Here is a 20,763-nt window from a genome sequence, read left to right as displayed (position 1 = left end):
TGACTTATGACTGATGACTGATGACTGATTTATCCTATTATCCAATAATTCCAATTAAATTAGCAATAGTAAACAGTAATTCATGGGGTTCGACGGGTTTAGCTAAATGGGCATAAAACCCGGCGGAGAATGCAGCTTGACGGTCTTCATCTTTGGCATAGGCGGTTAGTGCTAAAGCGGGAATTTGCCCTCCTGCTTCTGGGGGTAATAAACGAATTTGACGTAATAATGAATAACCATCTCCCCCCGATAGTCCAATATCACTGATTAAAATATGAAAGGGAGATATGGCACTATTGGCTTTGAAGATATTAATGGCTTCTTCTGCACTGCCAACGGTCACCACCTCTGACCCACAACTTTCTAAAATATGAGCGACTAAATCCCGCGCATCCACTTGATCATCAACCACTAAAATTTTAATTCCTTTGAGTTTCAAACAACTTTCAAATATCAAATCATTGTCACCGAGACCCCCTTGAAGATGCTGATAATCTTCTAACATTTCTGGTGTCATTAGGGGTAATTTTATGGTAAATAGTGTTCCCTTCCCCAACCCTGGACTATCGACGGTAACGTTTCCTCCATGCAGTTCAACTAAATGGCGAACAATGGTTAATCCTAGTCCTAATCCGCCCTGTTTCCTGGTAATTGAACCATCGGCTTGACGAAATCTTTCAAAGACAAAGGGTAAAAATTCTTTGCTAATCCCTTGTCCGGTATCACTAACTTGAATTTCTGCATAATTGCTACTATCAGTTACCCAGGAATTTTGATCCTGAGACTTATAAATTCTAACCTGAATTTGTCCCCCTTCTGAGCTAAATTTTATCGCATTGGTTAATAGGTTCCACATCACTTGTTGTAAACGGTTACCATCGGCCATAATCATCCCGATATCAGACTCAAAGGAAATATCAATCGTAATATTTTTTGCCTGTGCCACCGAGCGTACCGTTTCAATTGCTGCTTCAATGATCGGAATTAAAGCAGTCGGGTTAGGGCTAAAATTGAGTTTCCCATTAATAATTCGAGAAACATCTAATAAATCCTCAATCAGTTGTGCTAGAGCCCGGGTATTACGATTAATTGTTTCTGTCGCCCGACTAAATGTCTCTTGATCTAAATCTCGTGATATCAACAGTTGTGTCCATCCCAAAATAGCATTCAGAGGAGTCCGTAATTCATGGGAAAGGGTAGCTAAAAATTCATCTTTGAGGCGGTTGGCTTCCATTAACTCCTCTGCCCGGGTACGCAGTTGAGATTCTAATTGTTTACGATTAGTAATATCCCGCAGGGCTGTCACTTGAACTTGACGTCCTCTATAAATTTGAGAACGACCGATCATTTCTACATCAAAGATTGTACCATCTTTTCTTAATCCCATTGCTTCCAATGGAGCTTCTAAGTTGTTTCTGATATTTTGTGTAATTAAATCCTGACTCTCGGGGGTGACAAAATCCAGCAAAGAAGTTCCCATCATTTCTCCTAAAGGGTAATCAAACATAATAGAAGCCCCTTGGTTAGCATCGAGAATAATGCCATTTTCATGAATAATAATGCCATCAAAGGTGGTTTCAATTAGGGTTCTAAACCGAGATTCACTCTCTTGTAATTCTTCCTCTGCGTGTTTGCGTTCTGTGATATCTTCATAGATAAATACGACTTCGCGAATTTGACCCATTTCATCCCGCACTGGATAAATATAAGCCTCAACCCAGCGTTGAGCATACCCATAACTCGACAATCCTGGGAAGCTTTGATGGGGATCATATAAAATCGGAGGAATAGCCAAGGCTTCCCCGGCTAAACCCTTTTGAATATAGGGAATTATCCCCTTTTCAATCAGTTGTTGATCGGCTAAAAGATTGTAGTCTTTAATCGTTTCTGCTTTAATTCCCCATAGCTCCTCCCAGGCTCGATTCACTCGCTGAACTGAACCATCTAATGATAGGATTGAAATACTCAGGGGAGATTGTTCAACCATTGTCCGATATTGAACTTCCGAGCGACGTAATAGGGTTTCGGCTCGATGACTTTCTGTGCGGTCAATGGCTACACCCCCGACTAAAGGTTCTCCGACGGCTACCCAAATCGGAAATTGATAGATGAGAAATTCCCCGATTTTTCCATCTCGTCGAGGCAAAGATTCAATGACTTCTAAAACCAGGTTTTGTGAAGCTACAATCGAAATATAATTCAGGAATTTGGAGGCTAAATCTGGGGGAAATATATCAAATATACTGGTTTCTAAAGATTCTGGGAAAACCTTAAAGGTTTGAGTATAACTTTTACTAAAATATAACATCTTACCTTGCTGATCGCAAATCCAAGCTAAGGCTGGGTTATAGTCCATAAACGCCTGAAATCTGGCTTCACTATCTCGCAGGGCTTTTTCTGATTTCTTGAGTTCCGTTGCAGTTTTTTCCGCAATATATCGAGCTTTAATTTGCGATCGCATTAATCCAAATAAGATAACACCAACAAAACTTCCTACTAAGGCAATATAGGGAGCCATCAGACGTTGGGAATTAAAATCAAGTTCAGGACGGGAAGTATAGATAATCGTCCAAGTTTGTCCCGCAATGGAGAGCATTTTTCGCCGCTCAAATTGGGGCTTAAACCCCAATAAATGACTAGAATTAGAATTGTATAGGAGAGAGGAGGGAGTAATCGCTAAACCGTCATAAATTTCAAAATCGATGAAAGCATCTGGATGATTCCCAAATAGCCCTTGCATCAAGTCACCGATCCGAAAGGGGCTATAGATAAATCCCAGCAATTTCTCCCTTCGTTCTGTGACCGTTGGGGGAGTAGAATTACCTCGATAAATGGGGAAATAGATCAGAAAACCCGCTTGTTTTTGGGCATTAATTTCTTGTCGGAGTTTAACCTTCCCCGATGCTACCGGAGCTCCTCCATCCCGGGCGTGTTCCATGGCGCGGCGACGCGTGGGTTCGGTAAACATATCAAAACCAATGGCGGCTTGATTGCGTCGATCTAGGGGTTCGAGGTAGATGATGGCATGGTATTCTGGTCGAGGGTAATCAGGATTGATCGCAAAGTTAGGAATACCCTCAGCTTTCATCCGGGCAATTAATTGAGCTTTTTCGGAGGGTCGAACCCGAATTGTAAACCCAATCCCTTGAATCCCTGGATATTCCCCCCGCAGTTTTAATTGTTCCATATAGGCGCGGAATATCTCTCGATTCACGGTATCATGGCTGGCAAATAACCCACTTCCGGCACGGAGTAAGGCAATATAGGTTTTGACCCGATCTCGAATCAGGTTTTCCGTCTGTTGGATGGAAGCATTAAATTGCAACTGACCCTGGCTACGGGTTGTTGATTCTACATAATAGGTGGCGATCGCCGTCAGGATCAAAGTCCCCAACAGAACTAAGTAGGGAACAATCCGCCGATTGGGAGAGAGAAACTGATACAGCCATTTACGCTTCATATAGCTATCATGGAAAGTCTGTTAATTGGAACTGCGGGTCAACCATTAATGTTTGTTTTGTTTGGGGTCAGTTTTAATTAGGATTTTTTGCCCATCATATCACGGAACATTGAATTGGATAGTTACAAGAAAGCAATTCCGCTCAGATTGACGCTTGTATTCAACAATTTTAACTATTCATACTGATATTTACACCGAAACAATTTTATGAATATTAATTCTCATCAATTGTTGAAGTTTTAAATGCTTTAGGGTTTCAAATTTCGATCAGTTTGAAAGAAACAGAATCATAAAGTAGAGCGATCGCTGTTTTTAAAATAGCGATCGCTTAGAGTCACGCACCCATCGCAACTACAAACTAAGCAACCTCTTGAAAAACTGTAATTTTAACTATTTGGTGGCAAGCGGATGGGGGCGAGAGCAAAAGCCAGACTAATTTCGCTCATTTTGTTTATTGCGTTTATTTCGCAAAATTGCTAACATAGGTTATAGCCAATTCTATCCGACCTCTCGTTTGTAGAAGTTGGAGACACTTTTGTAGTAAACGCAAACCTTTATATTAGATAGTCAGAGGCTGAATCAATGACACTTACAGAGACTCCCAACTTGCGGTCTGTTCTACCTACGGAAGAAGAAGCTACTCTTGCACAAGCCAGTAGCCTGTCTTTGGCACGGTACATCAAGAACCAAGATGGATGCACCCGTACCATCAAGCTGGTGCAAGATGACAGCCAAGATGAAGTTGTTGTTATACCTGCTGAAGCTTTTCGTCTACTGCGTGAGATTTTGGCACAGATGGCGAAGGGAAATGCTGTAACGCTGATTCCAATTCACGCAGAACTCACGACCCAAGAAGCGGCTGACATTTTGAATGTTTCCCGTCCCTATTTAGTGCAAATGCTGGAGTCTGGAGAAATCCCTTTTCGTAAAGTGGGGACGCGGCGAAGGGTGCGTTACCAAGATTTAATGGACTACAAAAATCGAGTTGATGCAGCACGAAGGGAAACGCTTGATGAGCTTACTACTCAAGCTCAAGAACTGAATATGGGATACGAAGGAGTCATGTAGTGGCTAATTTTTCCGTTGTCTACGATGCTTGTGTTTTATATCCAGCACCGCTTCGTGATTTTTTAATGGAACTTGCCATTACTGACTTATTTAAGGCACTTTGGACAGATGCTATTCACGATGAATGGATCAGAAATGTTCTCAAAAATCGTCCTGATCTGACACTTGAACAGCTTACCAGGACTAAAACTCTGATGAATTCTCATGTTAGAGATTGCCTGGTTACAGGATACGAAGACCTGATACCAGCATTACAACTTCCTGATCCAGATGATCGCCATGTTCTTGCTGCTGCCATTCGTTGTAATGCTGATGTAATTGTCACTTTTAATCTTGATGATTTTCCCAGTCAAGCACTTCAACAATATGATGTTGAAGCGCAGCACCCCGATGAGTTTATTCTACAGTTACTCGACTTGAACCCAGCAATAATCTGTACAGCAGCCGAAATACAACGAATGAGACTCAAAAATCCACCTAAAACACCTGATGAATATCTGGACACGCTTCTAAAACAAGGACTTCCGCAGTCCGTGAGTAGGTTAAGGGAGTTGTGTTATGGGATTTAGCGATCAATGCTTGTAGTAGCACTTTAGTGCGGCAAGGCTGACAATTCTCATTTGTATTTAAGCAGAGTTGAATTATGAATTGCGATCGCCCTTTTAAAAAAAGTTATTGTTAGTGCGCTGAAGCGCAACAACAAGCATCTACAAGATATATTCTGTATTATTCAGACAGTAACTTATACAGTCTTAGGGTAATTTGTTCCTGTGTATCTTCGGATAATTGACCGAGTTCACGCAAGATAATAGATGATCGAACTGTGACTAAAAAATCTAACTTGATCGTTGAAGGTTTGTGTAACCCAGAGGCTTTAAAATCAGGGTGATCTGTATTTAGTAAAACATCTGATTCTGTTATATTAGTCGGAATTGTACTGGTAATCAACGCTAAAATAATATGATTATACTGCCCAATTGGATTGGTAAGACAAACCGCAGGACGGACTTTTGTTGCAGATAAATCATCAAATGGAAAAGGCACTAATACAACTTTACCTTTAGTCATAAAACGGCTTTCCATCAGTAATGGTGTAAATATCTTCTTCAGGGTTTTTTAGAAAGTCAAAGGCGGGATTGTTAGCAACTGCATGAAGCCATTCTTGAGTATTAGGTTCACTATAATTCTGTAAATCTTCTCGATCTTTCCACATTCCCACGCAAGGATCATCTTTAATGGAAATAAAAGACTTTTGAATTGGGGGTTTTTGACTGGCTAATCGTTTTTCTAGGTTTTGTCTTTCTTCTGGTGTTAATGAAGAAATGATTTGAACTAAAGAATCGATGAGTTTATGGTTCATATTCTTTCAATTCCTCAATAATCTTATTTTAATTATAGCGCGATCGCCCTTTAAAAAAGAGCGATCGCTAATTGATATTTAATCTATAACAAGCTAATAAATTCATCCACTGTTAAACCTGAAGCTCTAATAATAAATCGCAAGGTTCCTTTATCGAGTTCTTGTCGTTTTTCTTGTTCTAATAACTCCGCGGCTTGAATTAGTTCTATCAACTGTTCATATTCCATCCCTAATAGCCTTTTTGTTTGCTGGGGATTCTTGTCCAGATAGCCTCTTAATTTAGTCATCTTTCCTTGGGGTAAAATCAAATTTTACCATCTTGCTATCCCTCCCCATTTTTATTTCGGAGATGTCTAATATAAAAACCTGCTTTTTCCAATGCTCTCACACATTCTCGACCAGAAATGATCGGTAATTTACTCATACCGCTACTACCATAATTTCAAAGGGATCTTCTGGCAGAAGTTGCCCTTTTTCTTGACACACTTCAATATAAAGCTCAATCGCTTCTTTAATATTTGTTAATGCTTCTTCTTTAGTTTTTCCTTGACTAATACAGCCAGGTAAACTCGGACATTCAACTACCCAATAGCCATCTTCACCCGGATAAATGATCACTTGTCTCATTAGGGTTTCCTCCTTTTTTTATGATTATAGCGCGATCGCTCCTTTAAAAAAAAGCGATCGCCTTATCTTCTTCCCTCCCCTTAGTAAGGGGAGGGTTAGGGTGGGGTTATTCCATCCCTTCAATGGGGGCAAAACCTTGACGTTGAATATTTTCAGTAATGTGACGGGGTTCTAAGAATTGTAATAAATAATCCGGGCCCCCCGCCTTAGAACCAACGCCAGAAAGTTTGAACCCACCGAAGGGTTGACGGGAAACAATTGCCCCCGTAATGCCTCGGTTAATATACAAATTTCCCACTTCAAATTCCGCTTTAGCCTTGCTAATATGGGAGGGAGTTCGGGAATATAAACCCCCGGTTAAAGCAAAATTAGTCCCATTGGCAATATCTAAAGCCTCCTCAAAGTTTTGTGCTTTCATCACGGATAAAACAGGCCCAAAAATTTCCTCTTGGGCGATTTTTGCCGTCGGTAAAACATTAATAAATACCGTTGGCCCGACAAAATAACCGGTTTCCGGTGCAGTCACTTGGATCGCTAATTCTGCTTCTTGTTTACCAATCTCAATATACTCCTTAATCTTCTGTTGAGCATTGGCATCAATCACTGGCCCCACTTGCGTACTTAATAACGCCGCATCTCCCACATTTAAAGACCGTACCGCCTCCGTTAAACGGTTAACAAACGCCTGATAAACGGGTTCCAACACCACCACCCGGGAACAGGCGGAACATTTTTGCCCCGTATACCCAAAGGCAGAATAGACTACCCCCGCCACCGCTTGGTCAAGGTCGGCACTCTCATCGACAATAATGGCGTTTTTGCCCCCCATTTCGGCAACCACCCGCTTCAGGTGTTTCTGTCCGGGTTTCAGCAGTGCCGCCTCAGCATAAATGCGGCACCCGACTTCCTGGGAACCCGTGAAGGTAATCATGTGAACCTCCGGGTGTTGTACCATGTAGGAACCCACCGTTGAGCCTTTCCCTGGCACAAATTGGAACACACCCGGTGGCACACCTGCATCCACCAATACTTCCGTAATTTTAGCACCGATCACCGATGACACTTCCGCAGGCTTGAGTAACGTGCAGTTACCCGTTACCAAAGATGCTACCGTCATGCCCACGGGAATCGCCAGGGGGAAATTCCAGGGGGAAATAATCAGAGAAATCCCGCGGGGTTGATAGTTATAACGGTTAGTTTCGCCAGCAGTATCATACTGGTAGCCCTGATCTAACCGTTCCATTTCATCGGCATAATAGCGACAAAAATCAATCGCCTCCGATACCTCAGCATCGCACTGGTGCAGGGGTTTACCCACTTCATAGACCATCCAAGCACTGAACTCCGCCCGCCGTTGTTCAAACAGGTCGGCGGCTTTGCGTAGCACACCTGCCCGTTCTCGCACGGGGGTATGCCGCCAGGCGGGGAATGCGGCTTTAGCGGCTTGAATAGCGGTTTCCGCTTGGTCAACAGTAATTAACCCGACTTTCCCAACAATTTCCGAGGGGTTGGAGGGGTTTAACGAGTCTACCATTTGGGCGGTATTGACATATTGACCATTAATTAAGGGGTTATAGGTTTGTCCCAATTGGTTATGGACAATTTCTAAAGCCCGCACCCCTTTATCGCGTAAAGCAGCATTAGAAAAGTTCGTATCGGCTGAATTAGGAAATACGGGTTTCCAAGTCTCAAAAATATTGCTATTCGGGTTATCTTTCGGGGGAGATAATAACTCCTCAACTGGGCGATTTTCTGAACTTTGGCGCACAAAAGAACTATTAGCCGTATTTTCTAATAACCGCCGAATTAAATAGGACATTCCAGGTAGTAAATCCCCATAAGGACAATACATTCTCACCCGATATCCTTTCTGAACTAATGCCTTAGCGAGTTGATCTCCCATGCCATATAAAACCTGCATTTCAAAGGCACGACTAGGCACATTTAAGGTTTCTGCAATGGCGATCGCTCTAGCTTGAGAACGGACATTATGGCTACCAATAGCTGAATAAATATATTGATGATTTTCTAACATCAATTTCGTCAACCGTTCAAAATTAGCATCCGTCGCCGCCTTATCATTATAAACGGGTTGGGGCCAGTCATTCTGCATCGATTTAATCGTTTCTTGATCCCAATAAGCCCCTTTCACCAGTCGCACACTCACCGGATATCCCCGTAATTTCACCCATTCTATAATCCCTTCTAAATCCTTTTGGGATTCTCGTAAATAGGCTTGCACCGTCATCCCAATATCGGTACGGCTGCGAAATTCTGATTCCATCAACAGATTTTTTAAAATGCTGAAGGTTAAATCTTTATAGGCGTATTGTTCCATATCAAAATGAACAGCCGCCCCCAATTCCTGCGCCCGCCGTAATAAAATACGGATACGTTCACCGACTTTTTCTTCGCTGCCTTTCGCATCTAAAGGATCAAATTGGGAATAAAAAGCGGTTAATTTAACCGAAACTTGCACTTTAGGAATGGGGTCACCATCGGCTTGATCAATTTGGGGAATATTTTGCCATTTTTTAGCAGCCTCACTGAGTTTTTCCATCAATTCTAAATAATTATTGAGATAGGATTGTGCCTCAGTTTCCGTAATGACTGCTTCCCCTAATAAATCAACAGTAAACGCCATTTTATCTTTGCGTAACTGTTCTAAAGTTTTAATTACCTTGGGGATATTTTCCCCGGCAATATATTTTTGGGCTAAGGTTTCCACCGCCGGGGCTACGGTGGTCGCCGCCAGTTGTCCGGGTACGGAGTCGGGGTTGGCAAAGTTGAGTAATTTTTTTAACATATCGGGAAGTTCGACTGCTTCCGTTGTCAAATATTCTTGCAAGTGTGCCGCTATTTCGGATTTACTCCGTAACGCGGGTAAACAGTCAATAAAATGAAATAATTGTACCCGTAAACCTGGGTTTGCCATTGTCCAGTCAAGGAGCTTATCATCTAAGCGCATTTGGTCTTGTAACTGTCCGAACAATGAGCGTTTTTTTTCTTGGGTCGCCACCAGTAATTGTTTAGCAATTTCTAGGGTTTTGGCTTCGTAGGTGTCAGGGTATTGTGCAACCACTGTTGAATGTCTCCAATTAAGATACAGCATAAGAATTGAGGGGAAATGTCAGGAAGTTCTGACAATTATTTCCCCTCAATTGTGTTTAGGTTCATTTCTTCTATTGTACGTCTAAAAGGGTGACTGGATTTACAGTGTTAAATTAGATTTATAATTTGATTAACAATTCTATCAACATCTTGAATTAATAATCTAGCCTGAGTTATGGTAATTTGCTCTTGAGGTGCTTTATAAGTATCATCAGATTGAAACTCAGGATAGAGAAACTTTTCTTGATAAATTTTCTTCGCACTCATAGACAATAATTCCCTGTTTAAATTCCTGTATTAAGTCCGGTTTAATATCATTATAGTTAAAAACATGAAAAATAGGCATCAACAATAATTAAATCAATCCCATGTAACTGTTTAATTGTCTTGATTTCAGCAGAAATACTGTTGTTAATCCTCTGATAAAATCCCAGAAAATCATCAGGGTATGATTGCAGGGAAATTGTTAACTCCTTAATTGTATCTCTAATATTGTCTATATCAACAACAATCATATCAACTCTCCTGAGTAAACTAATGTATCTACTAATTATAAACGATAACATAAACCCAATCATTATGTCTTCCCTATTTCCCCTGGGAATGTAAACAGCAGGCGGAACCTGCAAAATAGCATTGCTAGGTGGAGTCTGGCAACGAGGGTAATTAAGGACTGATTAATAATACATAAAATTGCTTATTTCTCTTAATCCAATAGGCGATCGCTTCTGAAAAAATATCGTTTAATATTTGCCAATCATTCGGATGATCCTGGGCGAAATTTTGCCATTGATCATAAACAAGCAAATAGGATGAAGCATCACACCAACTCAGATCCGTAATACAATCTTGCCAAGCATCCCAATTATAGCCAAAATATTCCGGTAAATTGACTACAATGCTAGCGGTGTTCAGAAAATCAGCTTTATTGTTAATTGAAGTTCCGTCAAAATAAAATAACTGACAGTCATATTCTTGACACAGTTGAGATAAGTCCTCGGGCGAAATATCTAAGGGAAACTGATAAATATTGGGCTGACTTTTGCCCTGGATCAGATCTAATATTTGATTCATTGTCTTAAAACCCTAAAAAAACTTTGATAATGGTCGCTGGTGTAATAAATTTCCCCCTGACTCCCGACGACAAAACGCCTTGCCCCCCGATGTCCTATCCCGGGAGTGGGTATGGTATATTCTCGATAATAACCCTTTGGTTTATAGGGTAATAATTTTTCTTGATTAAAGAAAGTTGATCCATCTTTTTCCGGGTAGGGAAAAGGGCCGCCCTGATCAATTAATTTTAAAGTATTTCGGGCTTCCGGTGGCAGTTGACTCAAGTTAACCGTCGGAACTTGAGCAACGATCAGGGTTTCCGTTGCAGAAACGGGAGAAAGGTGAAAATGAGAGGTAATCGTAACGGTAAAACAGACTAAATAAGTCAGGAAAAAGATTAATCCTTTTCTCAAAAAAGACATAATTTTTGATTCAATACCTCCTAAATATTATTAAAATCATATCATGATTTTGGGCATCTCTCATAACCCTGTAGGGGCGAGGCGCGCCTCGCCCCTACGAGGTATTGGGATATTATCAACAATACCACTAAGCAATATTTCGTTGTTGTGATCAGACAAACCCTACCTGTTTTTAAAATAGAGATTATATTCTTATCGACTCAACCATAAGCATCAAATAGATCTGAATTTAGTGGTAATCTTTTCAAGTTGTAAGCTCATCATTCATCTTTTGGAGATTCTCAATAAGCTGTTAATTATCTAAATTTTCGAGACGATCCAAGCCAGTAAGGGGTTTCAGCCTCTAAAATATACAGTTTAAATGCTCAACAGCTTATCTCCTATGATAGCAACAAATTCGCTTCATTATTGGTGGATCATTGTGGAACTATTTTGCTGTTGGGTAATTAATAGTGTTAAACTAAACCTATTGACTTAATATAATAGCAGGTGATTCAGAAAACTATGCTAAAAAACATTGAAGTTCGGCTAGAAATATTTCAAGAAGGTAATTTTTATGTAGCCGTTTGTCCTGATTTAGATGTTTCTAGTTTTGGTGAAACCCTGGAAGAAGCAAAACAATCTGTTCAAGAAGCATTAGAAGCTTTTTTTGAAGAATGCGAAATAATGGGAACATTAAGCATTGTTTTGGAAGAAGCGGGTTTTATGCAACAGAATTGAAGTATGTCATAATATTGTTAAATATCGCTTTCCGTTATTTATGAACTTAACAAAGAGGTTAAACCATGTATCATGTGACAGGAGAATATGCTAAAAACAACTTCAGTGAAGTTTTAGAAAAAGCCAGTACGGAACCGGGAGGAGTTGTTATTGTTCAGGAAAATAAAAGTTTCATTCTCATCAGTCAAGAAGAATTAGAAAGCTGGATAGAAACCGCCGAACTACTTCAAGATAAAACTTTAATTGCTGATATTGAAGCCTCTCGTCAAGAATATCATCAGGGGGAAGTTTTCACAATGGATCAACTTCTGGATTAAAACTATGGCAGATTATCAAATCTTATTTTCTAAATCTGCTCAGAAAGATATTGCTCAACTGACCTCCCAGCAAAAAGCAAAGTTAAAGCAAATTTTGCAAGATATTATCTCTAAAAATCCTTATCTTGGAAAATCGCTTAAAGGTCAGCTAGAGGGATTATATTCTTATCGTCTCAACCGTAAAGATCGAATTGTTTATGAAATTTTAGAAACCGATAAAGTGGTCTTTATAATTAGAACAAAAACCCATTACGGCGATTAATTGTGGTGATCAACTTAACTTTTTATTGTTGCACTGTTTCGCCATTAGGTTATTAATAATTGATCCCCCCTAACCTCCCTTAAAAAAAGGGAAGAAAGCATCTCTCGTTAGAGTGGAAATGGGTTGTTCAAAATTCTTGCGAAATTAAGCGGAAATGGGTTGATCTCCACCGAAAAGAATAGGGTTGTGTGCAAAGACCCTTTTTTCTCTTTTTAACTTAACTTATTTAAGAGATAAAAAAGATTAAAAAAGGTGATTCTATTCAGAATGGGAGGGGTTAAAATGATGTTACATTCAATTTTAATAATTCTGTTTCAAGGAGGACTAACTCTTTTAGTGGTGGGTGCGATCGCTTATTTAACTGCTTGTCTATTTATGTTTTTTCAACAAACCCGATTTATTTTTTTCCCCTCTCATTTAATTTCCATCACCCCGGATGATGTGGGTTTATTTTATCAAGATATTGAGTTAACAATTCCCACTCCTTCAGGAAAAATAGAAATGATACATTGTTGGTGGATTCCTTCAGAAACTAATCCTAATCAAAAAGTGATTATTGATTTACATGGAAACCGCAATACTATCGGGGCAAATGTGGGATATGCGGAACAATTTCACCAAATGGGTTTATCGGTTTTATTAGTGGAATATCGGGGATATGGGCGCAGTACCGACCGCTTTCCTTCGGAAAAAACAGTTTATGAAGATGTAGAAGCTGCCTGGAATTATTTAGTCAATGAACGCCAAATTAATCCCCATAATATTTATGTTTTTGGTCATTCTTTGGGCGGAGCGATCGCAATTGATTTAGCCTGCAAACATCCTGAAATTGCTGGATTAATTATTGAAAGTTCCTTTACTAATATTCGAGAAATGATTGATTATAAAAAGAGATATTGGATGTTTCCCATTGATTTAATTTTAACCCAAAAATTTGACTCCTTAGCTAAAATTTCTGCCTTAGAAATGCCAATATTATTAACCCATGGAACCGAAGATGAGTTAATTCCCAAAACCATGAGTGAAGACCTATTTAACGCCGCCACAGAACCGAAGCAGCTTTTAATTGTTGCGGGTGCGGGTCATAATAATGTTAGACAGGTTGGAGGGAATCAATATTGGGAAACAGTACAAGAATTTTTAACTTGATATAGTAGGGAACAGGGAATAGGGAATAGGGAACAGGAACATAGCCAGTTTCAAAACAGGTAAGGGTGACTGATAAGCCACCCCTACAAATAATATTATCGAATAGAAAATAGTATAAAACTCAATAAATTGAGATTAACCGTTTTCCTCGAACCCGATTTCCTTATAATTCGGATGGGGTTGTTTGAGCATCGTTCTGAGAAAGTTCGGGAGCTACTTGGTGATTTAATGCCGCTACAAGCTGACGTTTCACTTTTGTCGCCCACAAATCAAAATCGAAACTTTCACTGGTTGGAATATCCTCTGAAGAAGTTTCGCGCACAGTTTCTTTACTTAAAGTCATGGTTTTTCGCCTCCTGTTTCAACTCGCAGTGAAGACAGGCGCGTTCCTTCGGGAGAACTCCCTACTTCCGTCTTTTAGTAGTTATTTTGGTATGCGAGAATCAAAGACTACCAAGAGATGAACGATTTCACTACTCTTTCCGATCCTAACACTAAATCTAATTAATATCAAATTATCTTATGCTAATTTTACATCATTATTATACGTTTTTTGCTCTATCTCTGGTACCAATCTCAATCTTTGCTTTTACATCTGTCCGATGAGATATCTTGTTGCTCAATATTCCATAAATTGATTATAATAGGAACACCGAGTTTGCTCCTCAAAAAAATATTTAAAATTTTTCTCCTGACAAATGCACCCTTCCTTCAACTTTATTCAGAAAGAGTGCATTTTTTTTGTTAGAGAAAAGCCACAATCATTAACGCAAGGCCGCTTCATCTAGTTGACCTGGACGGACAGAAATTTGTTCGGTTTTTTGTCCGCGATGGAGAGTAATTTTCAGGGGTTGACCAATTTTGCTTTTTTCCACCAAACGCTGCAATTGGTCGGCGCTAATAATAGCTTGTCCATCAATTTCTGTAATCACATCACCCCGGCGTAAACCCGCATTAGCCGCCGGACTATTCGGCATAATTTGTACCACTAATACCCCATTAAATTCAGGAATTAACATTAAGGAATTAGGGTCATTATTCAGTTGTTTTGCCATATCCGCCGTTAAGGTTGCCATACGAATCCCGATATAGGGATGGGCAATTTTTTCCCCTCGAACTAAAGCACCTTCAATGGCTTTAGCCGCATCAATCGGAATAGCAAAACCAATCCCTTGACCATCGGCCCGAATCGCAGTATTAATCCCAATGACTTCTCCTCTATCATTTAATAAGGGCCCCCCAGAATTCCCGGGATTAATGGCGGCATCGGTTTGAATAAAATCTAATCGTTTATCAGGAATTCCCACCTGAGAACTAGGACGATTTAAGGTACTGACAATTCCCAGAGTCACAGTATTATCTAATCCTAACGGATTTCCTAAAGCGATCGCCCAATCTCCTACTTCAACTTCGCTAGAATTCCCTAACGGAGCAACGGGTAAATTATTACCATTAATTTTAATAACGGCTAAATCTGAAGGGTCATCGCTACCACGAACTTCTCCTTGAAATTGACGACCATCTTTGAGGGTAACGGTAACTTTATCGACTCCTTTAATCACATGGGAATTGGTTAAAATAATCCCACTACTATCAACAATAAATCCCGAACCTTGTCCCCGTTGTTGATATTCTTGGGGAGATTGGGGCATTCCTTCCCCAAAGAAACGGCGGAAAAAAGGATCATCAAAAAAAGGATCAGGAATATTAGCAGAAACCGTACGTTCTGTATCAATTCTCACTACGGCAGGCCCGACTCGATTCACCGCCACTGAGACAAAATTTCCCAAAGAATTTGGGTTAGAAATGGCGGTAACTGTTGGAGGTTGAGTTTGGGTTGGGATGGGTTCGGCTTGGGCAGAAGTGATCAAAAAATGTGGGAAAATCTGAATACTTATTAAGGTTAAACCCACACTCAAGACTGCAACCAAAAGATAACGAATTACGGAATTAATGGTAATAGTTTTTGGCTGTATTTTCTCCATAGCTTTATTTTCAATGATCTCATTTTCAGCATTAGGCTGAGATTCTGATTCGTTAATACTCAAAGCAACTATCCTCAATTTTAACAAAAAATTCATAAGAAGAAAAGCGGAAATATTGTCATAAATCCGCTTTCCTCTTTTCTATTATAGTCGAATTTTAGAGAAATTTCGACCTGGATTAACAATATTTTTATTTAACCTTCCCGAATAAAAGGTCGGTTTAATTGCTAATCCCTAACCCAAGGTTATTTTAACGACTTTGTTTTTTTCTTCTTCTGCTTTCGGTAAGGTTAGGCTCAGAATTCCGTCCTTATAGTCAGCCTGAACTTGGGTATTTTGAATCCGAGTCGGAAGGGGAATTATCCGGCGGAATTTTCCATAACGGAATTCACTACGACTAACGCCTTTTTCTTCCGTATGGTTGGTTGATTTGCGTTCTCCCGTAATTGCCACCCCATCAAGACTGACTTGGACATCTAAATCCTCTGGATTTACCCCTGGAACTTCTAGTTTCAGGATAATCGCTTCGGGGGTTTCTTCGAGTTCAGCCATGAACCCGTTCAGGTCGCCTTAGAACGGATGGCCGCCAGAGATTTGCCCCAGTTACCCGTTGTTACCCGGGAACATCCGCGTCAAGTGGTTGGGATTATTGAAAAAGAACATATTGCTTTAGCTTGTAATATTGCTGTTACTAAAGATGCCTTACAACCCTATCTACCCAACTCGTAGTTACCCCTTTAGGGGTTAGTGATAGTAACCTAACCCTTTAAGCTAATCGTTAATAACTGAATTCTAACGATTTATTTAGAGGGTTCAACTACAGGAGGAGCAATATTTAATATGGGTAAAGTCCCATTATTCCCCATAACAGTTGGATATTGTCCATTCCATTTTTCAATGGCTTGTTTTTGTAATAATTCTTGAGTTAAAGTCTGTTGTAACAATTTTTGTGCCTCAGCTTCACCCTTAGCTTTATTAATCATTTCTTCAGCTTCTTTTTTGGCTTTAAGTGCTTTAAAATCTGCTTCTTGAAGTTCTTTCTCCGCAATGATTTGGGCTGTAATTGCTTGCTGTTGAGCTATTTGTCTTTCTTCTGTTGCTTTATTAAATTCATCAGATGCCGTTAAATTAACAAAAGCAATATCATCAATTATAATTCCATAGCGACTCAAACGTTTTTTAACTTTAATCTTCACTTCTTCTTTAAGCTGTTCACGTTCAGTAAGATTTTGTTCTAAAGTTCTTACAGGAATTGATGCTTTAATAATTTCGTCAACCGCAGGTGTAATCACTTTATCGACCATATCGCCCTCATTACCAATTTGTAAATAAATTTCTTTTAATTTAGAGGGTTCAATTGCCCAATTAACGACAATATTTGTCTTGATTCGTTGTAATTCTTTTGTGCGTGCTGTTGATTCAAGGTCGGTTTTATGGATTCTTAAACTAAAGATTTTAACCGTAGTGTTAAAAGGTGAAATCCAGTGAACTCCTGCATCTAAAATATTATCGTCTAATTTACCTTCATTAACAATTAATCCTCGTTCACCGGGATTGATAATAACCCTATGACTTTGGATTATTATAAATAAAAATAAAAATATAAATCCAAAAAAAAGACTACCTCCTAAAATATATTTTTTATTATTAGAACTTTGTCGAAGCAACATTAACGATTGATTAAATTTATTATTGTCAGGCATTTTTGGGCTCCTTAGTTCCACTCTAGTTTTAAAATGTGGTTTAAATACTTATCAGCTTAACCCCTGAAAGGGTTAAAGATAGAGAGCCCGGTCGGGCTCACTACGAATTAGAGGATTTCCCGTCTTAAATAGGGTTGTAAAACTTCAGGAATACGGATAGTTTCATCGGGTTGTTGATAATTTTCTAAAATTGCGGCCATGGTTCGACCCACGGCTAACCCAGAACCATTTAAAGCATGAATATATTGTGTACCTTTCTTGCCCGCTTCCTTAAAGCGAATATTGGCGCGTCTAGCTTGAAAATCCCTAACATTGGAACAGCTAGAAATCTCTCGATAGGTTCCGGCTGAAGGCAACCACACCTCAATATCATAACATTTTGCCGCCGAAAATCCCAAATCCCCCGTACACAATTCTATCACCCGATAGGGTAATTTTAATGCCTGTAAAACCCCTTCGGCATCCTGAACTAATTTCTCATGTTCTGCTTCTGAAGTATCAGGATGAACCAGTTTCACCATTTCCACTTTATTAAATTGATGTAACCGAATTAACCCTCGGGTATCCCGGCCATAACTTCCCGCTTCTCGACGAAAACAAGGGGTATAGGAACAGTGATAAATCGGTAATTGTTCCGCTTCTAAAATCTCATCTCGATACAAATTCATCACCGAAACTTCAGAAGTTGGAATTAACCATAAATCATCCGCATCACATTTGAAACTTTCCTCCGCAAATTTCGGTAATTGTCCCGTTGCTGTTAAGGATGTACTATTAACTAATAAGGGGGGAATAACTTCCAAATAACCGTTATTTGTATGGCGGTCTAACATAAACTGAATTAACGCCCTTTCTAAAGCAGCACCCACACCTTTTAAGGCTACAAATCGCGCTTGAGCAACTTTAACCGCCTGTTTAAATTCCAATATATTTAGTTTTTCTCCAATATCCGCATGATGCAAAATATTAGGGTTTTTAGGAATATATTCATCCCCCCAGCGTCTAATTTCTACATTCTCCCGTTCATCTTTTCCCAAAGGAGTTGATTCACTGGGTAAATTGGGAATAGGTAATAATAACTGAGTGATTTGAGCATCAATTTCTTTCTCTTTTGGTTCCAATTCACTCAACTTAATTTTCAGTTGTTGACCTTCTTCTCTTAATGCCTTAACTTCTTCTCCTTTGGGGTCACATCCTGACTTAATTTTCTCCCCCACTAATTTACCAATATCGTTACTCCGGGTTTGTAATACTACTCGCTCTTGTTCGAGTTGGCGGCGTTGTTCCTCTAAGGTTAAAATAGGTTGCAAATCATACTCGCCTCGTAAATTTAGGCGTGCTTGCACGGCGGCTGAATTTTCCCGAATTAATTTGATATCTAACACGGCTTTCCTTTCAATACTACTTGATTTTTGATTATTGGTTCATTTTCATAGTTTACTGCATTCAGGGAACATCCAACAAAAGAAAACCGAAAAGTTATGGATTTAGACACTATCTCCACCCATCCCAAGGACTAACTTCAAGTATTCCATCGGCAGATAACACCACTTGAAATTGAGCCACATATTGAGATTGAGATTGAGTATCCGCTTGGAAAATAGGGGCGGTTTTTTGCATCTCCGCAACTGCGGCTGAGTTAAAGGGTTGATACTTGATAATTTTTCCTTGTTCGTTTAAAGTTACTCGATAAATTAATGAATTACTAATCTTTAAATTCGATTGCCAACGTTGATCAATTATAGCATAAAGTTGTTGATTTAAGTGTTGAATTAATTCGGATTTTGTGATTATTACAGGTGGTTTTTTAATTTGAGCTTGGGAAGCGGCGTAAATTGGATTTTCCGTGGTCTTAATTGACCAAAATTTAATAGTTTCATCTCCGCTTGCACTTGCTAAAACCGTACCTTTAGGATTAAATACCAATGACCAAACCGGATTTTTATGTTCCGATAAAGTGTGTAACAATTCTCCCGTATTCGGATTCCATAAATTAATCGTTTTATCATAACTCCCACTCGCTAAGATATCCCCTTTAGGATTAAAAACAACAGACAAAACGGCGGCGGAATGATGATTTAATGTTTTTAAAACTTTCCCGGTTTTAAACTGCCATAATTTCACAGTATGGTCAGCACTTCCACTGGCTAACATCTGACTATCGGGACTAAAAGCTAAGGATTGAACCGCCCCAGAATGCTGCATTAAAATATAGTTTCCCTCATCCATTAAAGACCAAATTGTAATATTGCCATTTTCGCTTCCTGCTGCTAAAGTATGACTATCGAGACTAAAAGCAAGAGATTTAACCCAATCTTGATTTTTTAGAGTTTTAATCAGTTTACCATTAGACAAATTCCACAGACAAATTGTTTTATCTATCCCCCCAGATGCCAGTAATTTTCCATCGGGACTAATAGCAATTGTTTTAATATCATCGGTATGACCTTTAAGGGTATTAATTAGTTGACCTGTTTTCAGATTCCAGAGTTTGATTTCATTATCCCAACTCGCACTAATAACTAAATTTCCATCGGGACTAATGGCTAAAGATTCAATCGCATCAACGTGAGCATTTAAGGTTTTTTGTAATTGACCTGTTTTGGTATCCCAAATTTTCATTAAACCGCCATAACCGCCACTCACCAAGGTTTTACCATTAGGAGTAATTGCGATCGCATAAATCCATCCTGAATCATCTCTTAAGGTTTGCATAGAGGTCAACGACAAACCAGATTTTAGATGGGATGATGTTGAGTTGGATGCCGATAACTTTGGACTCAAATAAACACCTGTAATCATTACGGTTGCAACCCATAAAACGGTTGAAATTTTCCAGTTAATTTGTTTAAAGAACATAGAATCTGACTCCATTAATATTATAGACTAAAGAAATCCTGCTGATGATAATTACTGAGCAGCCCGTTTTTTCGTTTGATGCTGAACAATCCATTGACGATGGAGAAATAAAATAATAATAATTAACATTGCTACTATTCCAATTGGAGTTAAATATGTCCAATGATGAGCCATAATTGCCCAAATATGCCAAGTCAATAAAAACATTGCTAAATAGGTTAACTGTTGTAATTTCTTCCAATTCTTCTTGAGTTTTTTCATACTCCAATTATTAGAAGTAATCGCCAATAAGGTAAAAATGGTCAACGTTGAAACACCTTGAAAATAGAACCAATAGGTTTTAATATCCAACAAATCAAAATTTCTTTGTTTAAAATAAATATAAGCATGACCGACAGCCAAACAAAAGGATAAAAGACCAATCCAACGCCGATATTTTAATAACCATTTAGGAATCCCGCTTTTTGTTGTCGCTGGAAAAACAATTTTTAAAGTTGTCGGAAGTAACGTTAGAATATAAGCCCCCACGGCTAAAAATCCCAAGAAAGCCGCAAAGGAAACCGGATTAAATTCAAGTAGTTGCATGGCTTAATTCCCTAATTCTTGATATTTCTATTAAGCCAAACTATAATTACCGTTTTCCGCTCCCCTAGATTACAAATTTGTA

General features: G+C 39.2%; 23 protein-coding genes, 1 pseudogene and 1 riboswitch. Of the genes and pseudogenes, 7 read left to right on the top strand and 17 right to left on the bottom strand.

Features of this window, described 5'->3' with window-relative positions; translation table 11 throughout:
- Nucleotides 1-37: 37 nt before the first annotated feature.
- Nucleotides 38-3,460: a hybrid sensor histidine kinase/response regulator gene (locus PL11201_RS23025; protein ID WP_079681195.1), complete on the bottom strand. Its 3,423-nt coding sequence runs from the start codon at nt 3,458-3,460 to the stop codon at nt 38-40.
- 582 nt (nt 3,461-4,042) lie between these two features.
- Between PL11201_RS23025 and PL11201_RS23020 the strand changes: the two genes are divergently transcribed.
- Together PL11201_RS23020 and PL11201_RS23015 are read left to right on the top strand one after the other, a co-directional pair.
- Complete coding sequence (locus tag PL11201_RS23020) at nt 4,043-4,528, top strand: helix-turn-helix domain-containing protein (protein ID WP_079681194.1); 486 nt, start codon at nt 4,043-4,045, stop codon at nt 4,526-4,528.
- On the top strand, nt 4,528-5,097 hold the full coding sequence (locus tag PL11201_RS23015; protein WP_079681193.1) for a PIN domain-containing protein: 570 nt from the start codon (nt 4,528-4,530) through the stop codon (nt 5,095-5,097). The genes PL11201_RS23020 and PL11201_RS23015 overlap by 1 nt, the downstream gene beginning before the upstream one ends.
- Nucleotides 5,098-5,254: 157 nt before the next feature.
- Here the strand turns inward: PL11201_RS23015 and PL11201_RS23010 are convergent, their stop codons facing one another.
- From PL11201_RS23010 to PL11201_RS22975, 9 genes are all read right to left on the bottom strand, one after another.
- Nucleotides 5,255-5,596 carry a type II toxin-antitoxin system PemK/MazF family toxin gene (locus PL11201_RS23010; RefSeq protein ID WP_079681192.1) on the bottom strand — a complete coding sequence of 114 codons (342 nt, stop codon included), beginning with the start codon at nt 5,594-5,596 and terminating at the stop codon, nt 5,255-5,257.
- Nucleotides 5,589-5,888 (bottom strand): hypothetical protein, encoded by a 300-nt coding sequence (locus PL11201_RS27230; protein ID WP_144017871.1) that lies wholly within the window; start codon nt 5,886-5,888, stop codon nt 5,589-5,591. The genes PL11201_RS23010 and PL11201_RS27230 overlap by 8 nt, the downstream gene beginning before the upstream one ends.
- Nucleotides 5,889-5,971: 83 nt before the next feature.
- Nucleotides 5,972-6,175, bottom strand: coding sequence for a type II toxin-antitoxin system HicA family toxin (locus PL11201_RS23000; protein WP_079681191.1), 204 nt, complete (start codon nt 6,173-6,175; stop codon nt 5,972-5,974).
- Between the two features lie 133 nt (nt 6,176-6,308).
- Entirely contained in the window at nt 6,309-6,515 is a 207-nt protein-coding gene (locus tag PL11201_RS22995; RefSeq protein ID WP_079681190.1) for a type II toxin-antitoxin system HicB family antitoxin, read from the bottom strand.
- A gap of 106 nt (nt 6,516-6,621) precedes the next feature.
- Nucleotides 6,622-9,597 (bottom strand): L-glutamate gamma-semialdehyde dehydrogenase, encoded by a 2,976-nt coding sequence (gene pruA, locus PL11201_RS22990; RefSeq protein ID WP_079681189.1) that lies wholly within the window; start codon nt 9,595-9,597, stop codon nt 6,622-6,624.
- A gap of 137 nt (nt 9,598-9,734) precedes the next feature.
- Nucleotides 9,735-9,893, bottom strand: a complete 159-nt coding sequence (locus PL11201_RS26575; RefSeq protein ID WP_159451574.1) for a hypothetical protein — start codon at nt 9,891-9,893, stop codon at nt 9,735-9,737.
- 56 nt (nt 9,894-9,949) lie between these two features.
- Nucleotides 9,950-10,141 carry a hypothetical protein gene (locus PL11201_RS22985; protein ID WP_079681188.1) on the bottom strand — a complete coding sequence of 64 codons (192 nt, stop codon included), beginning with the start codon at nt 10,139-10,141 and terminating at the stop codon, nt 9,950-9,952.
- Between the two features lie 151 nt (nt 10,142-10,292).
- The gene (locus PL11201_RS22980; RefSeq protein WP_079681187.1) at nt 10,293-10,700 is read right to left on the bottom strand and encodes a barstar family protein; all 408 of its coding nucleotides are present in this window, start codon (nt 10,698-10,700) and stop codon (nt 10,293-10,295) included.
- Nucleotides 10,697-11,101, bottom strand: a complete 405-nt coding sequence (locus PL11201_RS22975; RefSeq protein ID WP_079681186.1) for a guanyl-specific ribonuclease — start codon at nt 11,099-11,101, stop codon at nt 10,697-10,699. The genes PL11201_RS22980 and PL11201_RS22975 overlap by 4 nt, the downstream gene beginning before the upstream one ends.
- 504 nt (nt 11,102-11,605) lie before the next feature.
- On the opposite strand from PL11201_RS22975, the gene PL11201_RS22970 reads away from it, so the two are divergent.
- The 4 genes from PL11201_RS22970 to PL11201_RS22955 all read left to right on the top strand — a co-directional run bounded on the left by PL11201_RS22970 (nt 11,606) and on the right by PL11201_RS22955 (nt 13,549).
- Nucleotides 11,606-11,821, top strand: coding sequence for a type II toxin-antitoxin system HicB family antitoxin (locus tag PL11201_RS22970; RefSeq protein WP_079681185.1), 216 nt, complete (start codon nt 11,606-11,608; stop codon nt 11,819-11,821).
- Nucleotides 11,822-11,886: 65 nt separating this feature from the next.
- Nucleotides 11,887-12,138 carry a type II toxin-antitoxin system Phd/YefM family antitoxin gene (locus PL11201_RS22965; protein ID WP_079681184.1) on the top strand — a complete coding sequence of 84 codons (252 nt, stop codon included), beginning with the start codon at nt 11,887-11,889 and terminating at the stop codon, nt 12,136-12,138.
- 4 nt (nt 12,139-12,142) lie between these two features.
- Nucleotides 12,143-12,400 carry a type II toxin-antitoxin system mRNA interferase toxin, RelE/StbE family gene (locus tag PL11201_RS22960; RefSeq protein ID WP_079681183.1) on the top strand — a complete coding sequence of 86 codons (258 nt, stop codon included), beginning with the start codon at nt 12,143-12,145 and terminating at the stop codon, nt 12,398-12,400.
- Nucleotides 12,401-12,682: 282 nt separating this feature from the next.
- Complete coding sequence (locus tag PL11201_RS22955) at nt 12,683-13,549, top strand: alpha/beta hydrolase (protein ID WP_339394374.1); 867 nt, start codon at nt 12,683-12,685, stop codon at nt 13,547-13,549.
- A 163-nt stretch (nt 13,550-13,712) separates the two neighbouring features.
- Here the strand turns inward: PL11201_RS22955 and PL11201_RS22950 are convergent, their stop codons facing one another.
- From PL11201_RS22950 to PL11201_RS22940, 3 genes and pseudogenes are all read right to left on the bottom strand, one after another.
- Nucleotides 13,713-13,892: a hypothetical protein gene (locus PL11201_RS22950; protein WP_079681182.1), complete on the bottom strand. Its 180-nt coding sequence runs from the start codon at nt 13,890-13,892 to the stop codon at nt 13,713-13,715.
- 37 nt (nt 13,893-13,929) lie between these two features.
- Nucleotides 13,930-14,018, bottom strand: a riboswitch (Glutamine riboswitch).
- A 295-nt stretch (nt 14,019-14,313) separates the two neighbouring features.
- Nucleotides 14,314-15,534, bottom strand: coding sequence for an HhoA/HhoB/HtrA family serine endopeptidase (locus PL11201_RS22945; RefSeq protein WP_079681597.1), 1,221 nt, complete (start codon nt 15,532-15,534; stop codon nt 14,314-14,316).
- Between the two features lie 234 nt (nt 15,535-15,768).
- A pseudogene (locus PL11201_RS22940) lies at nt 15,769-16,083 on the bottom strand (Hsp20/alpha crystallin family protein); the annotation flags it as partial.
- Between the two features lie 30 nt (nt 16,084-16,113).
- On the opposite strand from PL11201_RS22940, the gene PL11201_RS26570 reads away from it, so the two are divergent.
- On the top strand, nt 16,114-16,263 hold the full coding sequence (locus tag PL11201_RS26570) for a CBS domain-containing protein (RefSeq protein ID WP_159451573.1): 150 nt from the start codon (nt 16,114-16,116) through the stop codon (nt 16,261-16,263).
- A 71-nt stretch (nt 16,264-16,334) separates the two neighbouring features.
- Here PL11201_RS26570 and PL11201_RS22935 read toward each other — a convergent pair whose 3' ends face one another.
- From PL11201_RS22935 to PL11201_RS22920, 4 genes are all read right to left on the bottom strand, one after another.
- Nucleotides 16,335-17,237 (bottom strand): prohibitin family protein, encoded by a 903-nt coding sequence (locus PL11201_RS22935; protein ID WP_079681180.1) that lies wholly within the window; start codon nt 17,235-17,237, stop codon nt 16,335-16,337.
- Nucleotides 17,238-17,344: 107 nt separating this feature from the next.
- Complete coding sequence (gene serS / locus PL11201_RS22930) at nt 17,345-18,622, bottom strand: serine--tRNA ligase (protein WP_079681179.1); 1,278 nt, start codon at nt 18,620-18,622, stop codon at nt 17,345-17,347.
- Nucleotides 18,623-18,731: 109 nt separating this feature from the next.
- On the bottom strand, nt 18,732-20,096 hold the full coding sequence (locus PL11201_RS22925) for a WD40 repeat domain-containing protein (protein ID WP_159451572.1): 1,365 nt from the start codon (nt 20,094-20,096) through the stop codon (nt 18,732-18,734).
- Nucleotides 20,097-20,147: 51 nt separating this feature from the next.
- Complete coding sequence (locus PL11201_RS22920) at nt 20,148-20,681, bottom strand: ferric reductase-like transmembrane domain-containing protein (protein ID WP_079681178.1); 534 nt, start codon at nt 20,679-20,681, stop codon at nt 20,148-20,150.
- Between the last annotated feature and the right edge of the window lie 82 nt (nt 20,682-20,763).

The sequence above is a fragment of the Planktothrix sp. PCC 11201 genome (genome assembly GCF_900009135.1).
In the GTDB taxonomy this organism is placed as follows: domain Bacteria; phylum Cyanobacteriota; class Cyanobacteriia; order Cyanobacteriales; family Microcoleaceae; genus Planktothrix.
Note: the sequence above shows the minus strand (reverse complement) of the source record. Positions and strands in the feature narration are given on the sequence as shown.

Coding starts and splice junctions, on each gene's coding strand:
- PL11201_RS23025 (WP_079681195.1), bottom strand. CDS start 3,460: ATGAAGCGTAAATGGCTGTATCAGTTTCTCTCTCCCAATCGGCGGATT.
- PL11201_RS23020 (WP_079681194.1), top strand. CDS start 4,043: ATGACACTTACAGAGACTCCCAACTTGCGGTCTGTTCTACCTACGGAA.
- PL11201_RS23010 (WP_079681192.1), bottom strand. CDS start 5,596: ATGACTAAAGGTAAAGTTGTATTAGTGCCTTTTCCATTTGATGATTTA.
- PL11201_RS27230 (WP_144017871.1), bottom strand. CDS start 5,888: ATGAACCATAAACTCATCGATTCTTTAGTTCAAATCATTTCTTCATTA.
- PL11201_RS23000 (WP_079681191.1), bottom strand. CDS start 6,175: ATGACTAAATTAAGAGGCTATCTGGACAAGAATCCCCAGCAAACAAAA.
- PL11201_RS22995 (WP_079681190.1), bottom strand. CDS start 6,515: ATGAGACAAGTGATCATTTATCCGGGTGAAGATGGCTATTGGGTAGTT.
- PL11201_RS26575 (WP_159451574.1), bottom strand. CDS start 9,893: ATGAGTGCGAAGAAAATTTATCAAGAAAAGTTTCTCTATCCTGAGTTT.
- PL11201_RS22985 (WP_079681188.1), bottom strand. CDS start 10,141: ATGATTGTTGTTGATATAGACAATATTAGAGATACAATTAAGGAGTTA.
- PL11201_RS22980 (WP_079681187.1), bottom strand. CDS start 10,700: ATGAATCAAATATTAGATCTGATCCAGGGCAAAAGTCAGCCCAATATT.
- PL11201_RS22975 (WP_079681186.1), bottom strand. CDS start 11,101: ATGTCTTTTTTGAGAAAAGGATTAATCTTTTTCCTGACTTATTTAGTC.
- PL11201_RS22970 (WP_079681185.1), top strand. CDS start 11,606: ATGCTAAAAAACATTGAAGTTCGGCTAGAAATATTTCAAGAAGGTAAT.
- PL11201_RS22965 (WP_079681184.1), top strand. CDS start 11,887: ATGTATCATGTGACAGGAGAATATGCTAAAAACAACTTCAGTGAAGTT.
- PL11201_RS22960 (WP_079681183.1), top strand. CDS start 12,143: ATGGCAGATTATCAAATCTTATTTTCTAAATCTGCTCAGAAAGATATT.
- PL11201_RS22955 (WP_339394374.1), top strand. CDS start 12,683: ATGATGTTACATTCAATTTTAATAATTCTGTTTCAAGGAGGACTAACT.
- PL11201_RS22950 (WP_079681182.1), bottom strand. CDS start 13,892: ATGACTTTAAGTAAAGAAACTGTGCGCGAAACTTCTTCAGAGGATATT.
- PL11201_RS22945 (WP_079681597.1), bottom strand. CDS start 15,534: ATGGAGAAAATACAGCCAAAAACTATTACCATTAATTCCGTAATTCGT.
- PL11201_RS26570 (WP_159451573.1), top strand. CDS start 16,114: ATGGCCGCCAGAGATTTGCCCCAGTTACCCGTTGTTACCCGGGAACAT.
- PL11201_RS22935 (WP_079681180.1), bottom strand. CDS start 17,237: ATGCCTGACAATAATAAATTTAATCAATCGTTAATGTTGCTTCGACAA.
- PL11201_RS22925 (WP_159451572.1), bottom strand. CDS start 20,096: ATGTTCTTTAAACAAATTAACTGGAAAATTTCAACCGTTTTATGGGTT.
- PL11201_RS22920 (WP_079681178.1), bottom strand. CDS start 20,681: ATGCAACTACTTGAATTTAATCCGGTTTCCTTTGCGGCTTTCTTGGGA.